16 protein-coding genes are annotated in these 17,016 nt (G+C 32.4%); 8 read left to right on the forward strand and 8 right to left on the reverse strand.

Translation table 11 applies throughout. From position 1 onward, the window contains the following. Window positions 1-59: 59 nt before the first annotated feature. On the reverse strand, window positions 60-797 hold the full coding sequence (locus GN138_RS13890; RefSeq protein WP_157364606.1) for a rhomboid family intramembrane serine protease: 738 nt from the start codon (window positions 795-797) through the stop codon (window positions 60-62). Window positions 798-947: 150 nt separating this feature from the next. Here GN138_RS13890 and GN138_RS13895 point away from each other — a divergent pair, with 150 nt between their 5' ends. Continuing rightward, complete coding sequence (locus GN138_RS13895; RefSeq protein WP_157364607.1) at window positions 948-2,225, forward strand: replication-associated recombination protein A; 1,278 nt, start codon at window positions 948-950, stop codon at window positions 2,223-2,225. Between the two features lie 3 nt (window positions 2,226-2,228). Here the strand turns inward: GN138_RS13895 and GN138_RS13900 are convergent, their stop codons facing one another. Genes GN138_RS13900 through radC form a run of 4 tightly spaced genes read right to left on the reverse strand, consistent with a single transcriptional unit; the run spans window position 2,229 to window position 5,762 of the window. Then, entirely contained in the window at window positions 2,229-3,050 is an 822-nt protein-coding gene (locus GN138_RS13900) for a hypothetical protein (RefSeq protein WP_157364608.1), read from the reverse strand. An 11-nt stretch (window positions 3,051-3,061) separates the two neighbouring features. Then, the gene (locus tag GN138_RS13905; RefSeq protein ID WP_157364609.1) at window positions 3,062-3,748 is read right to left on the reverse strand and encodes a YjjG family noncanonical pyrimidine nucleotidase; all 687 of its coding nucleotides are present in this window, start codon (window positions 3,746-3,748) and stop codon (window positions 3,062-3,064) included. Then, window positions 3,745-5,040 (reverse strand): polysaccharide deacetylase family protein, encoded by a 1,296-nt coding sequence (locus GN138_RS13910; RefSeq protein ID WP_157364610.1) that lies wholly within the window; start codon window positions 5,038-5,040, stop codon window positions 3,745-3,747. The genes GN138_RS13905 and GN138_RS13910 overlap by 4 nt, the downstream gene beginning before the upstream one ends. 23 nt (window positions 5,041-5,063) lie before the next feature. Further along, on the reverse strand, window positions 5,064-5,762 hold the full coding sequence (radC, locus tag GN138_RS13915) for a RadC family protein (protein ID WP_157364611.1): 699 nt from the start codon (window positions 5,760-5,762) through the stop codon (window positions 5,064-5,066). A gap of 90 nt (window positions 5,763-5,852) precedes the next feature. Here radC and GN138_RS13920 point away from each other — a divergent pair, with 90 nt between their 5' ends. The 3 genes from GN138_RS13920 to GN138_RS13930 are packed head-to-tail and all read left to right on the forward strand — an operon-like array spanning window position 5,853 to window position 7,819. Continuing rightward, window positions 5,853-6,446 carry an FMN-binding negative transcriptional regulator gene (locus tag GN138_RS13920; RefSeq protein ID WP_262884652.1) on the forward strand — a complete coding sequence of 198 codons (594 nt, stop codon included), beginning with the start codon at window positions 5,853-5,855 and terminating at the stop codon, window positions 6,444-6,446. Between the two features lie 5 nt (window positions 6,447-6,451). Further along, complete coding sequence (locus tag GN138_RS13925) at window positions 6,452-6,877, forward strand: hypothetical protein (protein WP_157364613.1); 426 nt, start codon at window positions 6,452-6,454, stop codon at window positions 6,875-6,877. Between the two features lie 54 nt (window positions 6,878-6,931). After that, window positions 6,932-7,819: a dienelactone hydrolase family protein gene (locus GN138_RS13930; protein WP_157364614.1), complete on the forward strand. Its 888-nt coding sequence runs from the start codon at window positions 6,932-6,934 to the stop codon at window positions 7,817-7,819. Window positions 7,820-7,838: 19 nt separating this feature from the next. Here GN138_RS13930 and GN138_RS13935 read toward each other — a convergent pair whose 3' ends face one another. Next, a complete protein-coding gene (locus tag GN138_RS13935; RefSeq protein ID WP_157364615.1) occupies window positions 7,839-8,477 on the reverse strand; it encodes a lipoprotein in 639 nt (212 codons plus the stop codon). Between the two features lie 167 nt (window positions 8,478-8,644). Here GN138_RS13935 and GN138_RS13940 point away from each other — a divergent pair, with 167 nt between their 5' ends. The 4 genes from GN138_RS13940 to GN138_RS13955 all read left to right on the forward strand — a co-directional run bounded on the left by GN138_RS13940 (window position 8,645) and on the right by GN138_RS13955 (window position 14,410). Next, on the forward strand, window positions 8,645-9,589 hold the full coding sequence (locus GN138_RS13940; RefSeq protein WP_157364616.1) for a tRNA dihydrouridine synthase: 945 nt from the start codon (window positions 8,645-8,647) through the stop codon (window positions 9,587-9,589). A 218-nt stretch (window positions 9,590-9,807) separates the two neighbouring features. Next, window positions 9,808-12,009: a B12-binding domain-containing radical SAM protein gene (locus GN138_RS13945; RefSeq protein ID WP_157364617.1), complete on the forward strand. Its 2,202-nt coding sequence runs from the start codon at window positions 9,808-9,810 to the stop codon at window positions 12,007-12,009. A gap of 95 nt (window positions 12,010-12,104) precedes the next feature. Continuing rightward, complete coding sequence (locus GN138_RS13950) at window positions 12,105-13,946, forward strand: PLP-dependent transferase (protein WP_157364618.1); 1,842 nt, start codon at window positions 12,105-12,107, stop codon at window positions 13,944-13,946. A gap of 164 nt (window positions 13,947-14,110) precedes the next feature. After that, window positions 14,111-14,410: an immunity 53 family protein gene (locus GN138_RS13955; RefSeq protein WP_157364619.1), complete on the forward strand. Its 300-nt coding sequence runs from the start codon at window positions 14,111-14,113 to the stop codon at window positions 14,408-14,410. Window positions 14,411-14,439: 29 nt separating this feature from the next. Here the strand turns inward: GN138_RS13955 and GN138_RS13960 are convergent, their stop codons facing one another. Then, complete coding sequence (locus GN138_RS13960) at window positions 14,440-15,795, reverse strand: UDP-N-acetylmuramate--L-alanine ligase (RefSeq protein ID WP_157364620.1); 1,356 nt, start codon at window positions 15,793-15,795, stop codon at window positions 14,440-14,442. 213 nt (window positions 15,796-16,008) lie between these two features. Beyond that, window positions 16,009-16,953 (reverse strand): tetratricopeptide repeat protein, encoded by a 945-nt coding sequence (locus GN138_RS13965; protein ID WP_157364621.1) that lies wholly within the window; start codon window positions 16,951-16,953, stop codon window positions 16,009-16,011. Between the last annotated feature and the right edge of the window lie 63 nt (window positions 16,954-17,016).

Here is a 17,016-nt window from a genome sequence, read left to right on the forward strand (position 1 = left end):
ATTTGATATTAGTCTAATTAAGAAGGCTGCCATTAATTGGCAGCCTTCTTTCTTTTATTTTAGTCTTTGTTTTCTTTAAAAAAATAAGTGATTTTAGATGCCTCGTTAGTATTCATTTCAATATCTCCCTCAGATTCTAACTCTATAAAATTTCCATTTTCATCAAAGTGCTTCATAAATGGATCATCATCTTCGTTATAGTGAGGTTCTTCCCATTTGTAGCGTTCTGGTTTTGCAATTTGTTTTCTAAAAAATAATGCAAAAATCAAACCTGTAATTAAACCTGCTAAATGCCCTTCCCAAGACATACCGCTTTTTATAGGAAATACATACCAAATCATACTTCCGTATAAAAAAATAACCAACAGTGATAATGCAATTAGTCTATAATGTTTCGCAAAAATCCCCTTAAAAAAGATAAAGCTTACTAATACATATACCAAACCACTCGCCCCAATATGGTTCCCATTATTAGCAATTAACCAAGTTAAAAAACCTGATATTAAGATTCCAAAACCAATAACCTTCCAGGCAATTTTATTGTAGAAATAAAATAATGATAAGCTAAGAACAAAAAGTGGGATTGAATTATTATAAATATGATTAATATCTCCATGCAGAAAAGGACTGGTAATTATCCCTAAAAGTCCTTCTAAATCTTGAGGCCTAATTCCAAAATTTTTAATATTACCATCTATTCTAACCTGATACCAAAACGTTAACCAAATTGAAAACAAAATGATTAATGGATATACTACAACGCTATTAGAATACTTAAACTGTTGCTCTTTACTCATCCTAAAATTTACGAAATACAATTCAAATTTAAATCCAAAACAAAAATATCTGCTACATTGTCAGAAACAACAACTCCTAAAAAACTAGTTTTATTATGAAATTATTATTTAAAATGAATCCATCACAAATGCATTTTGTAATTTTGAATTATGAATACACCCTTAGCCGAACGTCTTAGACCAAACACTTTAAAAGACTATTTAAGTCAACAACATTTAGTAGGTAAAGATGGTATACTGTATCATCAAATAAAAAGTGGTGTAATTCCATCTATGATTTTTTGGGGACCTCCAGGTATTGGCAAAACAACACTAGCTAATATAATTGCTAATGAATCTGAACGTCCTTTCTTTAAACTAAGTGCTATAAATTCTGGCGTAAAAGATATTAGAGAAGTTATAGATAAAGCTAAAAAAAGTGGTGGCTTATTTACTGCTAAAAACCCCATATTATTTATTGATGAAATCCATAGATTTAGCAAATCTCAGCAAGATTCATTATTAGAAGCAGTAGAAAAAGGTTGGGTAACATTAATTGGAGCAACTACGGAAAATCCAAGTTTTGAAGTTATCTCTGCACTGTTGTCGAGATGTCAAGTCTACACTTTAAATGCCTTTAGCAAAGACGACTTAGAAGCTTTATTACAACGCGCATTAAAGGAAGACACAAAGCTTTCTAAATTAAATATAAAACTAAAAGAAACAGAAGCCCTGTTACGGTTATCTGGAGGCGATGCCCGAAAATTACTCAATATTTTTGAATTATTAATAGCCTCTTTTGAGGATGACCAAATTATAATCACCAATAATTTAGTTACAAAACAAATACAGAACAATGCGGCTCGTTACGACAAAACAGGAGAACAGCATTACGATATTATTTCGGCATTTATAAAATCGATAAGAGGTAGTGACCCAAATGCGGCTGTATACTATTTAGCAAGAATGATTGAAGGTGGAGAAGATGTAAAATTTATTGCTAGACGACTTTTAATTTTGGCCAGTGAAGATATTGGCAATGCTAACCCAACAGCTTTAGTTATTGCCAACAATACTTTTCAGGCAGTCTCTGTAATTGGCAATCCAGAATCTCGTATTATTCTGAGTCAGTGTGCTACTTATTTGGCTAGTTCACCAAAAAGTAATGCTGCTTATGAAGCTATAAATATAGCACAACAATTAGTAAAGGAAACCGGTGATTTATCTGTACCGTTAGCCATTAGGAATGCACCTACTAAACTAATGAAAGAATTAGGTTATGGAGATACGTATAAATACTCGCATAACTATGAGAATAACTTTGCTGCTCAAGAATTTTTACCAGAAGAAATAGCGAATACAACGTTATACAATCCTGGAAACAACGCTAGAGAACAAGCGCAACGCAACTATCTTAAAACGCTTTGGAAAGAGAAGTATGGTTATTAGTTTTTAAAACTTAATATTAAGAGTTTCTTTTTCTCTTAATGTTCCGTTGTTTTCAGAGTAATACCAAAATCCATCTTCTTTAAATACAATGGCACTTTTTCCTTTAACTAAATAAACGTCTATTGCGGCTGTATTTAATAATATCATTACTACTTTTGGCTCTGAATTTACAAGTTGATAACCATTTTCTATTTCTTGAGCATAAAATAATTCTCGCTTTACGGTTGTTGGAGCTTTATCAATCTCTTCCTTTTTTGAAACCTTTTCAGGGATAGGTTTAACAGTTGCTTCTAATTGAGGTTTTACAGTTTTCTCTACAATGACTTTGTCTTCTTCCTTTACTGGTTCTGCTGTATTCTTTACAGTAGCAAATTCTTCAATCTTATTTTCTCCAGAATATTTATAATTGAAATTTTTATACGTTTCAAAGGCATCTCTTAAAGCTTCCGTATAAGCTTTATTATAAACTTTTAAACGAGACTCTCCAACTTTTGAAGTCATTACAACAGCATCATAACAGTCTTTGAGTGTAATCTCAATTTTTGTTTTAAACATGTTACTTTTTTCTTTAGACACATTAACGTTTAAAGCATTACAGCGATCAGCCTTTACGTTTTCAGGCAGTTCATCAATAAAGTAAGCCTCATAACCATGCTTATTAAATAAAAATTTAGTTAAAGAATTTAACTGATATTGGTCTTCAGATTTAGAAAAACTAAACTCCTTTGGTATAATAATATACTTGTAATTATTAATACTTTTTTGAGCGTAACTAAATACAGTTAATAATAAACAGGTAATTGAGATTATATTTTTTTTCAACATAATTAAATTGTTTATAGATATATTTCTAATTCTTTTAGTTTGGATATTTTTTTAAATTTATTTAATGAGGATGCATCTTTATAATCAAAATGAATGGTATCCATCCCAATTGCGTCGGCACCTTCAATATCTGCTTCAAGACTATCGCCAATCATAATACTTTCTGACGCTTTTGCTCGCGCCAATTCTAATGCAAAATTAAAAATTTTTGGGTTAGGTTTCTTTACACCTACCATTTCAGAATTAGTAACGGTTGTAAAGTACTTTTTAATATTTGACGTCGTCATTTTCTTTTCTTGAGCTTCTTCAAATCCATTGGTTATAATATGGAGACTGTATTTATTTTGTAAATAGTCTAGTATTTCAAAAGTACCTTCAAAAAGGTAATTAAACGATGATAAATGATTAATATAAGCTTCAGATAAATTATGAATTACATCATCTTCAACCCCAACACCAATACCATCAAAAGCCTCCTTTAGTCTGCCATAACGCAAATGGTCTTTTGTAACTTTTTCTTCTCTGTAAAGTTTCCAGTATCTTAAATTTATTGGCTCATAAACAGGAAGAAAATCTTCAACATCTACTTGTATATTATTTAAATTGAAAATTTTTTCGAACGTTAAGCCAGAGTTTTTATCAAAATCCCAAAGTGTATGATCCAAATCAAAAAAAACATGTTTTATTTTATGCTTCATTCTGCCGATTCTAATATTAAATTAAATAGAGTTCTAAAGCCTTTCCAGCGCGATAAATCACTAAAAGAATAATTATGAAAAACAGGTATAAAAGTACCATTTACTGCTTTAACTTCATTAATTATTTGTTGTAAATGTTCGGTTTTATCTAATTGCGAATTGTACTTAAGTAACGCAAAATCTAAACATTGATATGGATTAACCTTTAATGGTGTTTGTACTTCATAATCTAAATCATAAAAATGAAAAGGTGTACACGTTCCGGCCCTAAAACCCATAATATCTATGTAACCCATTGTAAAATCTTGATTAACTTCTAACTCCACCAAATTACGATAAGATGTTGGTAGATTTAATTTAGAAAATGAATGTCTAACCGCTTGCAAGTCATTGTGAGTTATGGATTCCATTTTAAGTTTTTCTTCTTTTAAAATTTCAATATTATCTAAAGAAAAATAAGAAGCTTTTATACCTACATCACAATAATCTGCAACTGATTTTATAAGTGAAACAAATTGTTTTCTGTTAGTATTTATTTTTTTATCAAAAGTTGAATATTCACCTATTAGAAACAATACCATAAACTTATGTTTATAGTTTTTTTGTTTCCTTATTATCCACTTAAATGTATCGTATGGATCGCGCTTAAAACCCATTAAAACCAAAAATCTAAAATACAGTTGTTTAAATTTAAACCGTCTTATGTCATTTAAAGTACCACCAATACTGCGCAATAATCCTTTGTGCTTAAAATAGTACGCAACAGGCACATCTATTACTGGTAGAACTCTGTAGGTTCTTACTGGAAATTCATAATCTGAAAAACGCTCTTTTAAAACCGCTTTTAATTTATAAGCCCAAATATCTATAACAGGCTGATGTAAAAATTTGTTTTTATAAGCAACACTTTCTGATGCCAAATAACGGCCGTAATCATCTTTTACATGTGGTAAATACTCCTCATATCTGCTTAGTAAATAAAATGAAGCTGCAAAAATATCAAAAGGTAAAGCACTGCGTTCACCTGTTACAAAAAAGCCCTTTGTGTTTTCCCATGGTTGAACGGTGAAATCTAAATCTGATAACCCTGTCTCAAACAATAAATCGTGGCTTCTAATAAATAACTCATTACTTAAAGGCTGCTTTGCATATGACATCTTAAGACTATCATGAGCAATAAAATCTTCTACTTTAGATGTAAAACTAACGTCAATACCCAAAATACGTTTACAAATATGCTTAAACGTATAGGTAACGCGCGGTGTAATTTTATGTGTATAAACTAGTAGCATATTTTTAGCTGCACTATTCGGTTTTATAAAATATTTTCATCTGCGAAACTAAAGTACGCTTTCTCTGTAACAATAAGATGATCTAATACCGAAATATCTAAACTCTGGGCTGCGTGTTTTAACTTATGAGTAATATCCTTGTCAGCTTTACTAGGTTTTAAAGTTCCAGATGGATGGTTATGACACAAAATTAAGGCTATTGCTCCTACCTCTAAAGCATTTTTAAGTACTAATCTCACATCAACTAAAGTACCCGTAATTCCCCCTTTACTTAATTGATTTTTCTTTATCACTTTGTTTGAATTATTGAGATATAAAATCCAAAATTCTTCGTGTGGCAAATCACCAATAATGGGTTGCATCACTTCAAAAACAGAACGGCTAGATGTTATTCTATCTAATTCTAAAGCTTCTTCTAGTCGTCGTCTTTTCCCTAATTCTAAAGCAGCTGCGATAGTTATTGCTTTAGCTTCGCCAATGCCCTTAAATTCCATTAATTGCGCAATAGATAATTTTCCTAAAGCATTTAAGTTATTATCTACACTTGCAAAAATACGCTTACAAAGGGCTACTGCACTTTCTTCTCTGTTACCAGAACCAATTAAAATAGCAATTAATTCGGCATCACTTAAAGTTGCTTTCCCTTTGTCTCTTAGTTTTTCTCGTGGTTGATCGTCTTGCGACCAATTTTTTATAGAAAATGAATTTGATTTCTGTGGCATGCTCTAAAGATAAAAAATTGTAATTTTAAGCATCAATAAATTTAAAGTTATTCAAAACAAATACTATTTAAACCTCTAATTACCTATCTATTGTATCCTCCAAAACAGCATCAAGACAATAATTTACAACATATGGTTAAAGTGCTAAAAACTTACCCTTTAGCTACAGTTATTTCAGTAAAGGATAATCAACCACTAATTACACATTTACCCTTAATTTATGAAAACGAAAAGCTTGTAGGCCATATTGATATTAATAACCCACAAGCTCAACTTCTTAAAAACAACAACGACATAACCGTTATTTTTGGAGGACCAGAATGCTATATTTCCCCAAGCATCTATTCTACCACACAATTACCAACATGGAATTATATTAAAGTACATTTAAAAGGAAAAGTAAAAGGCATTGAAGATAAAGCTGCTCTAAAACAATCATTAATTTCAATGACAGAATTTTTAGAAGCGCCACATCATCAGTATGTTTTAGATGCAAACAATCCACGGTTAGACGCCAACCTAAAATATATTGAAATGTTTGAAATTACAATTACTAACTGGGAAGGGAAATTTAAACTGTCTCAAGACAAGATACCAACAGATATAGAAGCTGCTCGCCAAGAGTTAATTAGAGCTAACCAAATTAGTATTGAGAAATTATTAGATTCTATATTTAAAATGTAAATGTAATGAAGTATATAGTATGGTTAATTATTCCCTTAGTCTTTTTTAAGTCTATTGCGCAGCAAGAAAATATTATGGGGAGATGGAAAGGTGAAGATAAAAACGAAATAGGTTATATAAATTTTGAAACCGAAAAATATGCCTCTTTTGAAATAGATGGCAAAATATATGGTGGCAAAGAATTTGAACTAAAAGGTAAAAAAGGACAAATGACCTACATTATAGATTTCCATAAATCACCAATTGAAATAGATTTTATAGTTACACAATTTGAGTCTGGTGAATACAGAACTTTAAGATGCATCGCTAACTTTTTAGACAAAGACACTTTACAATTAAATATTAGTTTTGATGATAACAGACCAACAGAATTTAATGAAGATACACTTACTTTAAATCGTGTTAAAAGCAAAAAAAATAGAAGACCATAATTTAAAAAACTGTATATTATCCTCTATAATACAAACCATATAAAATTCTTGATTATGAAAGACCTAAAAAAAGAAGATATTAAACAAGAAGTTTTTGATTTGTACGATGACTACGCGCACAACAAACTCAATAGAAGGCAATTTGTTGAAAAGCTATCTTTATATGCTGTTGGTGGTATTACCATATCCTCTTTGCTAAATTTTATGTCGCCAGATTATATAAATACATTACTTGTACAACCAGACGACCCAACATTAGACTCAGAATACATTACCTACAACTCACCTAAAGGTGGCGGCCAAATAAAAGGCTTATTATCTCAACCAAAAGATAACAAAACAAAATTACCTGGTATTATTGTTGTGCATGAAAACAGAGGCCTAAATCCGTATATAGAAGATGTAGGAAGACGAACTGCAAAAGAAGGATTTATTTCTTTAGCACCAGATGCTTTATCTCCTCTTGGTGGTTATCCTGGTAATGATGACGATGGAAGAGCCCTACAAAAAAAGCGCAATCAACAAGACATGCTAGAAGACTTTATTGCAGCATACAATTATCTAAAAACCCATGAGAATTGCGATGGAAACGTTGGTGTTGTTGGTTTTTGTTTTGGAGGTTGGATTGCTAATATGATGGCTGTACGCTTACCAGAATTAGGTGCGGCAGTTCCGTATTACGGTAGACAACCAGAAGCAGAAGACGCAGTAAAAATAAAAGCACCGCTTCTACTCCAATATGGTGAATTAGATACACGAGTAAATGCTGGTTGGCCTGCTTTTGAAAAAATCTTAAAAGAAAACAATATTGAACACACTGCTTATATTTATCCTGAGGTAAATCACGGATTCCATAATAACACAACACCAAGATATGACAAAGCTGCTGCAACCTTATCTTGGGAACGTACAATAGCGTTTTTCAAAAAGCATTTACAATAAATGGTAATGAAACTACTAGTTACTTAATAACGTAAGAATCTAGACGTCTTTTAATAATTGGGATATCACCAGACACAAAAGAAGTGGTGTCAAATATCAAACCAAAACCATCAGCATAATAAAAGTGGTCTAAACCATTAGCTTGCTCTCCATTAGATAATATAACGTAACGTTGCGTATAGGTACTTTCAAAAGTACCAGCCTCAACAGTTATCTCATTATCTAAAGCAATAAGCTGATCATAAATAGTTCCCCAATTTTGTTGGCTCATTGTTCTTTCTGTAAAATCATTATTAGCATATTTTATCAGTCCGCCATCATTAATTAAATACCCTAAAGAATCTCGTAACAATTCGTAATGTTCACCATTAGGATTACAGTATGTAATGCCTTCTTCATTTCCTGTTGTTACGCGCTTAAAGTTATAATACACATTACCATTAATAGTTTCAGTACCAATAATACTCACACTATCTACAACACCAGTATCCTCATAATCTTCAGTTGCAGTATTATATTTATAGTTTTTGTAAACCCATTGATTACCAACGGTAAGTGCGTAAAAATTAGAACTTGTAGCTTGTAAATTATCGTCTTTATCTAAAGAACAAGCCGATACTATTAAAGCAAAAAATAAGACATAAACGATTCGTTTCATAATTGATAAGATTGATTAATAGTTGAAACGTAATCGTGTTTTATAAGGCTATGTGTTGGTTAGTTAAAATCTTAACGTTTTGTTTTATGATTTATTATATAATTAATCTCAAGATTTTGCACTTTAATTAATTTGAACGACTTTCGTTACTCTAAATTTTAAACTAAATGTCAATAACACTGCTATCATCACCACTACAAGGGTTTACTGACTTTAGGTTTCGGAATGCATTTAACCATTACTTTGGTGGTATTGACACCTTTTATGCACCTTATATCAGATTCAATAATAAGCTTGTTATTAAAAACTCTTATCAACGAGATTTAAAGCTTGAGCATAACACAGAACTCGAGGTTATTCCGCAAATAATGACTAACAGCGCTGATGAGTTTCTTTTTGTTGTAGATTATATTCAAGAATTAGGTTATAAAGAATTGAACTGGAATTTAGGCTGCCCATACCCAATGGTAACTAAACGTGGTATGGGTTCTGGATTAATTTGTGAGCCCGAAAAAATAAACCATATTTTAAATCGTGTACACAAAGAAACTGACATTTTGGTTTCCATGAAAATGAGAATGGGTTATGAAAATCCAGAAGAAATACTCGATGTTTTTCCGATTTTAGACACGTATCCATTAAAAAATATTGCCATTCATGCACTTATTGGTAAACAACTTTATAAAGGTGGTGTAAATTTAGAGGCGTTTCAAAAATGTATAGAAAGCACTAAACACAAATTATATTACAATGGTGATATTACATCTGTGGCAAAATTGAAAGAAATGCAAACGCGTTTTCCTAGTATAGACCATTTTATGATTGGTAGAGGTTTAATTGCAGATCCATTTTTACCAAGCATGATTAAAAACAACACCACAACCTATCCCGAAAACAGATGGGAAATCTTTAGAGAATTCCATGATACCATTTACCATCAATATGATGAAGCTTTATCAGGCCCAACACCTATAAAAATGAAAATGCAAGGGTTTTGGGAATACTTTTCGCAGTCGTTTTCTAATCCTCAAAAAACGTTTAAGAAAATTAAAAAAGCGAATAATCCTAGAGCTTACCAACAAGCGGTTGCCGAGATTTTGAAGAATGGGTGAAAATTGTTTTCTCGATTTACATAAACGGCTGTTCCCATGTTTAGTCATTTGAATTGCAACGAAAAAAAACACATGGATTAAGAACCTCTAGTTTACCAAATGGTTATCTACACAATATCTAAATAGGAATCACTAGTACTGACTCTTAACTTCTATTCAAATTCAAAAAATTCAACCATTTTACAACTATATTTGCAACTCTAATATAATCTATAAAGTTGAAAGACCTCTTACTCATAACACCTCCCTTTACACAACTCAACACGCCCTATCCTGGCACAGCGTATCTTAAAGGATTTTTAAATACAAAAGGAATAGAGGCTTTTCAAATGGATTTGGGTATTGAAGTGATTTTAGAACTTTTTTCTAAATCTACATTTAAAGACTTGTTTCAACTTGCTTTAGAAAACGACCGTATTCAATCAGACAACTGTCAACGTATTTATGCATTAAAGGACCTTTATTTAAAGTCATTAGATGATATTATTTTATTTCTTCAAGGTAAAAACCAAACCTTCGCCAGACAAATTTGTAGTGGTGGTTTTTTACCACAAGCATCTCGTTTTGATCAATTAGACGACATGGATTTTGCTTTTGGCTCTATGGGAATGCAAGACAAAGCAAAACATTTAGCGACCTTATATATTGAGGATTTATCAGATTTTATTGTAGAATGTATAGATCCAGATTTTGGTTTTAGCCGTTACGCAGAACGCTTAGGCCAAAGTGCCAATGCCTTTGACGAACTCTATGCACAATTGCAGGATGACGTTACCTATATTGACCAAATTACGTTAGAGTTATTAGAAGCTCAAATTAAAGAAACACAACCAAAACTCATTTGTTTTTCAGTGCCATTTCCTGGGAATTTATACAGTGCTTTCCGTTGTGCGCAATTTATAAAAACCCATTATCCAGACATTAAAATCGCCATGGGTGGCGGATTTCCTAATACCGAATTACGCTCTGTAACAGACATTAGAGTTTTTGAGTTTTTTGACTTTATCACCTTAGATGATGGTGAATTACCTATAGAATTACTCTATAAAAACGTTTGTCAATCAGAGCCAAAACTAAGAATCTCAGAGCAAGAATTTAAACGCACTTATTTACTCGAAGATGGTATTGTTACGTACAAAAATAACAGCACAATACCAGATTACAAACAAGCCGAAGTTGGAACACCAGATTATTCAGATTTATTATTAGATCAATACATTTCTGTCATAGAAATTGCAAATCCAATGCACAGTTTATGGAGTGATGGCAGGTGGAACAAACTCACCATGGCACACGGTTGTTATTGGGGAAAATGTACTTTTTGCGATGTCTCCTTAGATTATATTAAAATTTATGAACCCGTTGCTGCTTCGCTTTTAGTTGACCGAATGGAAACATTAATTGCGCAAACAGGAGAAACCGGATTTCATTTTGTAGATGAAGCTGCCCCTCCATCTTTAATGAAAGCTTTAGCGCTCGAAATTTTAAAACGAGACCTCAGCGTTACATGGTGGACTAACATTAGGTTTGAAAAAAACTTTACACAAGACCTCTGTCTTTTACTAAAAGCTTCTGGCTGTATTGCTGTTTCTGGTGGTTTAGAAGTGGCATCTGACCGCTTATTAAAACTAATAGACAAAGGTGTAACTGTGGCACAAGTAGCACAAGTCACTCGTAATTTTACGGAAGCCAATATTATGGTACATTCGTATTTAATGTATGGCTACCCAACGCAAACTGTACAAGAAACTGTGGATAGTTTAGAAATGGTGCGTCAGCTATTTGAAATTGGCATTTTACAATCTGGATTTTGGCACCAGTTTGCTTTAACCGCACATAGTCCTATTGGTTTACATCCCGAAGATTACGGAATTACACCCAACTACAAAACCATCAGTTTTGCTAATAATGATGTAGACTTTACAGATTCAACAGGTATAGACCACAGCCAATTTAGTTTCGGATTAAAGAAATCACTCTTTAATTTTATGCATGGCATTGGATTTGAAATTCCGTTACAAGATTGGTTTGATTTTGATGTTCCAGAAACTACAATTCATCCGGATTTTATCTATAATTGTTTTGCAGAAGAAGCAAAACCAACTATAAAACCAAGTGCTAAAATCACTTGGTTAGGTAGTTTACCTTTAGCATCTGAGTTTTCTAAATCGAAAAAAGGAAAAACTATTGATTACGTAGAATTTACCTTTCATGATGCTGTAGAACGCTATCAAATTACAGTAGAGAAAGCTAAAGGCCTTTGGCTTTTAGACACTTTAGAAGACATAAAACCACAAAATGCACCACAGACTTTTAAGCAATTAAAAACCAGTTTTGAAACCCAATTTGAAGATTTTGAGTTGTTTTGGTATTCTAAGCCTGTAGATATTTTGCGTGGATTTGGGTTGTTAGTTTTGTAGTCTTTTAAATAAACCTAGTTTTAACAAACACCATGTAAGCCTTTCTACAAAAAACCAACTAACGTATCTTTGCAACCCATTTGAAAAAGAAAATCATGACAAACAATAAAATACTAAACTATATAAAAGACGTTATAAAAAACATGCCAACAGATTGGCTTAATCTAACAACGCATCGTTTAGACATTTACAATGAAAGCCTGGCGAAAATAGAGTTTTTAGAAGCATTTGAAACCTTGTATAACAACGGTAATTCAGATTTGGAAACACTTAAGGCTTTACCAACAGCTTACGATTATATTAGATTAGGACATCCATTATCTTCTGTACTAGAATGGACAATGGCTAATTTGCATGGTTTAAAGGCAGAAAATGTTATCAGTTTTTCATCACAAACAGTGCCTGTATTATCTATTTTAAGAGCAAATTTATTTACCAATAAAAGCACTCAAATTGTATATACCAATACCTTGCCTAAATCTTTTAATGCAGACCTTATAAAACGAGTTTATGGTTATAAGTTTGAACTAAAAAAAGTAGAACGTTTAGAAGAGGTTGAAGCCTATGACGGAAGTACTATTTTTATTTCAGAACACAACCAAATTGATGTCATTGAACTTAATCCAAATGTAGATTTCTACATTAATCTTTACCATCAATTAGGCAGTGTTTTATTTGCTAATGGAGATAAAAATGACCACTATATTTCAGATATTCAGCATGTAAGACGTCGCGAAACTATTGCCATGACGCCTTCTAATACGTTATTAGCTTTAAAAGCCCTTACGGAGCAAACGTCTTTCAAAGTAAAACAAACTAACGTAGACGATAAAGCAACGGTTTTAAGCGAGATAAACACCATTACCAATTCGGCAACACAAGCTGTTGTTGGTTCTAGTGGTTTATCTATTCAGTATGCTATAATGATGGGATTAATTCATTCCGCATTAGACAATCACATAGACAAACCAATTAAGTTTATTGTACCAACCAATTGTTATGGTGGTACTAATGACCAAGCCAGACGTGTTGCTGCTTGCATGGATAATGTAGACGTGGTAGATTTAGAAGTCGATGGCGACAATGATATGGTAAAAAGTATAGATACTGTATTAACAACAGTGGCTTTAGAAGATGCTATTCCGTATATTATTGCAGAAATCCCAACCAATCCACGTGTTGAAGTTCCGGATTTAGAAGCGCTTAAAAACGTTCTTAGCAAAAAACGCAAAACAGCAAATGGAGAAACAGCCATTGATCCTGTTTTTATTTTAGACCAAACATTTTGTCCTAATATTCACTTTTTAGGTGAAAACGACACGCTTTCTGTGGTAAGAACAATATCTTATGTGAGTGGTTCTAAATTTCCGAGTGGTGGAAAATGTACAGCTGGTTATTGTGTTGCGAATAAAAAGGCTGAAGATTTAATGCCTAACATCGCTTTGCATTTAGACCTTTGCGATAATGAAGCCACTGCACTTCAATACGAGATATTAGCAAAGCAAATGCCGTCTATGAAACAAAGAATTGCAGATGCTTACACCAACACAAGAGCATTTGTAAATTTTATACATAAAAACTTACCAGGTGCAAAAATTAATTTTGTGTCAGAAGAATTAGCTTCACAAGGTTTTACGCCTTCTGTGTTTTCTTTAGACTTGCCAACAAAAGGTAACACAGCCGAAGAAAAGGAAACCTATAAAAGAGCACTAAATCATAAATTAATTGATTTAATGATTACCAAAATTCCTGATGAAAGTAAATATTGCGTTAGCTACGGTCAATTAAAAGGTGTGTATTGGACCATACCTGCGACCTCAACACAAGGCACAACCAAAGAAGGTGATAAAGATTATATTGCCAGAGTTGCTCTATCTCCAGATATGGATTTGGAACTTCATAAGAAAGTGTTTTTAGAGTTTGTGAAAGACCTATAAACACGGATTATTTTTAATCAGTTCAAGTGTTTATTAAATCAAAGTGAAACGAAGAATAAATAAATGTATCGAGAACCTTCGGTAAATTAAATGTTCTCGATACGATTGCTGAAAAACGGAATCACTCGAACTGACATTTGGGAAGCAACAAAAAACAATACATCATGGAAATATTAGAGTGGATACAAAACTGGTTTCAAAACAATTGCGATGGAGACTGGGAACATGGAGATGCAATTCAAATTACTACCTTAGATAATCCAGGTTGGGATGTTGAAATAGACATCTCAAAAACTTCCATTGCTAATCTTGAAATAAAATGGGTTCTTAACGAAAATGGCAAACAAGATTGGTATGGTGTAAAAATTCAGAACCAACGTTTTAGAGCTGCAGGTGATGCTAGTAAATTAACTTATCTACTAAATTTATTTAGAGAAATGATTGAGAAGATTGAGAATGAGTAAGATTCTAAAATTAGTTTTTAATACATGAATCAACCAATCAAACCTTTCACCTCATCAAAATCTAAACCTCCATAATTACCAGAACTCATTAACAACAATGATTTATTATTAAAGTTCTGAGAGAATAGAAAATCTTTAAATTCTTCTGGATTGGTGTAAATAATTAAGTCATCGCGCTCAAAAGCATTAGCAATTTGGTCTTTGGAGACTTCCTCTAACTTTTTAATTTCTACAGCATGTGGCGAGTAAAATACCACAGCCACATCTGCCGCATCTAAAGCGCCTTTGTATTCTTTAAGAAATTCAGCATTAAGACTACTATACGTGTGTAACTCTAAACAAGCTACTAAAGTTCTATTACCATATTGCTCTTTTACCGCTTTTGTTGTCGCTTTTACTTTACTTGGTGAATGGGCAAAATCTTTATACGCTACGCTTGTATTAGATTCGGCAATCTTTTCTAAACGTTTACTAGCGCCTTTAAAGGTTGAAATAGCCTCGTAGAAATCATCTTCATCGACTCCCATATGTTGGCAAATCCACTTGGCTCCTGCTAAGTTATTGAGATTATGTGCACCAAACACTTCAATTGGCATTGGGCCTTCTGGTGTTTCTAAAAGTGTTTCTCCGTTTTCAACTGTATATTCAGGCGTTTGGTAAGCAATTTTACGTAATTGATTTTCTGAAGCTTCCACTACTCGTTTTACTTCAGCATCTTCTTCGTTATAATTAATGCTTCCACCTGTAACAATTGAATCTACAAAAATGCTAAACTGCTCTACATAATTTTCATAAGTAGGAAACACGTTAATATGGTCCCAAGCAATGCCACTTAACAACGCAATATTGGGTTTGTATAAATGAAATTTTGGTCGTCTATCTATTGGCGAACTTAAATATTCATCTCCTTCTAACACAATAAAATCATTAGTATCGGTAAGTTTTACCATAACATCAAATCCTTCTAGCTGCGCACCAACCATGTAATCTACATCTTTATCATGATAATGCAACACGTGTAAAATCATGGAAGTAATGGTTGTTTTTCCATGACTTCCTCCTATAACAACTCGTGTTTTATGCTTGGATTGTTCATATAAAAATTCTGGATAACTGTATATTTTTAAGCCTAATTCTTGCGCTTTCAGCAATTCAGGATTATCTGCTTTTGCATGCATACCTAGAACAATAGCATCTAAATTAGATGTTATTTTTTCAGGATACCAGCCAAAAGATTCTGGCAGTAAACCTTTAGCTTCTAATCTTGCTTTTGAAGGGTTAAAAATCTCATCATCACTACCTGAGATATTATACCCTTTATTGTGAAGTGCTAAGGCTAAATTGTGCATTGCAGCACCACCAATTGCTATAAAATGTACGTTCATTGTATCCAAAAATATGTACTGTAAAAATACTACAAGTTTTTTGAAATGAGACTATATCACTCAAGGTTCTCAGTACAATTTTTGAAAGAAAAAATCATTCTAACCGACGTATGCTCACTAGAAAATGATTACACAAAAAAACACAAAGATTCACAGAGAAAAACTAAATAGCTGAATATAATTTTATTCACTGACCAAACTAACTAATAAAAACTATATCGTTTCCTTAAATTCCTGAAAAACCTCCAAATCAGGCAAACCTAAAATAGCCTTATTAATCCAAACTAATGCTTCGTCTTTATTATCTCTATGTTTATATATTTGCGCCAAACGATAATAAGCCCATTCTTTTGGCACACCATCTTTTGCAGAATGATTTTTAATATAAACTTTTAGCATAGCTTCGCCTTTATCTAACTGAATATTATAATCTGCGCAAACTTTACCTATTTGGTAATGCATGGCATTACGTTGGTGTTTATCTTTTGCTTCTTCTAAATTATCAATAGCTTTTTCTGGTTGTTTTTGTCCTTGGTAGAAATCGGTTAACTTCTCATAACAAGTTACAGACCCTCCAACTTTAATAGCTAATCTATAATATTTCTCGGCCAATTCTGGCTCGTCATCATATTCATACACATAACCTTTAGCCAAATATCCATCTACTTTAGACAAATCTTCTAATTGTTGAGCGTAAACCAAAGCTTTAGAAAAACTGCCACCAACAATACCGGGAAGTGACACATATAATTCTACTAATGCCCAACGTGCTTCAATATGGTTTGGGTCTAATTCTGCTGCCTTTAGAAAAGCTTCCTTTACATCTCCTATAATTCCTAAGGCTTTAATTTTACTAATACTTAAAGCTTTCATACCTAAAGCACCTCCATATTTATACTGATAATTTGCATTATCTGAATGCTTATCTTTTAACTTTTTATACTGTTCAATAGCATTATCCCATTGCTTTTGGTGACCGTACGCATCACCCAAAAGTTCAATTGCTTTTAAATCGTTTGGATTAGATTTTAAAAACTGAATCATTTCATTTTGCGCTTTTTCAAACTGTTTCTTAGCAATAAATAATTCTGCATTTTCAATAGAAGTTTGCGCAAAACAAGCCGATGACAGCATTAATACAAATAAAATTCTTAGCATATAATTATAACGTATATAAGACAAATATATAATTTAATAACGTTTGGAATCCTCAACAAATTG

This window comes from Winogradskyella endarachnes, from assembly GCF_009741275.1.
Classification (GTDB): domain Bacteria; phylum Bacteroidota; class Bacteroidia; order Flavobacteriales; family Flavobacteriaceae; genus Winogradskyella; species Winogradskyella endarachnes.

Excerpts from the sequence above, each read along its gene's own strand:
- GN138_RS13890 (WP_157364606.1), bottom strand. The coding sequence starts at position 797 with ATGAGTAAAGAGCAACAGTTTAAGTATTCTAATAGCGTTGTAGTATAT.
- GN138_RS13895 (WP_157364607.1), top strand. The coding sequence starts at position 948 with ATGAATACACCCTTAGCCGAACGTCTTAGACCAAACACTTTAAAAGAC.
- GN138_RS13900 (WP_157364608.1), bottom strand. The coding sequence starts at position 3,050 with ATGTTGAAAAAAAATATAATCTCAATTACCTGTTTATTATTAACTGTA.
- GN138_RS13905 (WP_157364609.1), bottom strand. The coding sequence starts at position 3,748 with ATGAAGCATAAAATAAAACATGTTTTTTTTGATTTGGATCATACACTT.
- GN138_RS13910 (WP_157364610.1), bottom strand. The coding sequence starts at position 5,040 with ATGCTACTAGTTTATACACATAAAATTACACCGCGCGTTACCTATACG.
- radC (WP_157364611.1), bottom strand. The coding sequence starts at position 5,762 with ATGCCACAGAAATCAAATTCATTTTCTATAAAAAATTGGTCGCAAGAC.
- GN138_RS13925 (WP_157364613.1), top strand. The coding sequence starts at position 6,452 with ATGAAGTATATAGTATGGTTAATTATTCCCTTAGTCTTTTTTAAGTCT.
- GN138_RS13930 (WP_157364614.1), top strand. The coding sequence starts at position 6,932 with ATGAAAGACCTAAAAAAAGAAGATATTAAACAAGAAGTTTTTGATTTG.
- GN138_RS13935 (WP_157364615.1), bottom strand. The coding sequence starts at position 8,477 with ATGAAACGAATCGTTTATGTCTTATTTTTTGCTTTAATAGTATCGGCT.
- GN138_RS13940 (WP_157364616.1), top strand. The coding sequence starts at position 8,645 with ATGTCAATAACACTGCTATCATCACCACTACAAGGGTTTACTGACTTT.
- GN138_RS13950 (WP_157364618.1), top strand. The coding sequence starts at position 12,105 with ATGACAAACAATAAAATACTAAACTATATAAAAGACGTTATAAAAAAC.
- GN138_RS13955 (WP_157364619.1), top strand. The coding sequence starts at position 14,111 with ATGGAAATATTAGAGTGGATACAAAACTGGTTTCAAAACAATTGCGAT.
- GN138_RS13960 (WP_157364620.1), bottom strand. The coding sequence starts at position 15,795 with ATGAACGTACATTTTATAGCAATTGGTGGTGCTGCAATGCACAATTTA.
- GN138_RS13965 (WP_157364621.1), bottom strand. The coding sequence starts at position 16,953 with ATGCTAAGAATTTTATTTGTATTAATGCTGTCATCGGCTTGTTTTGCG.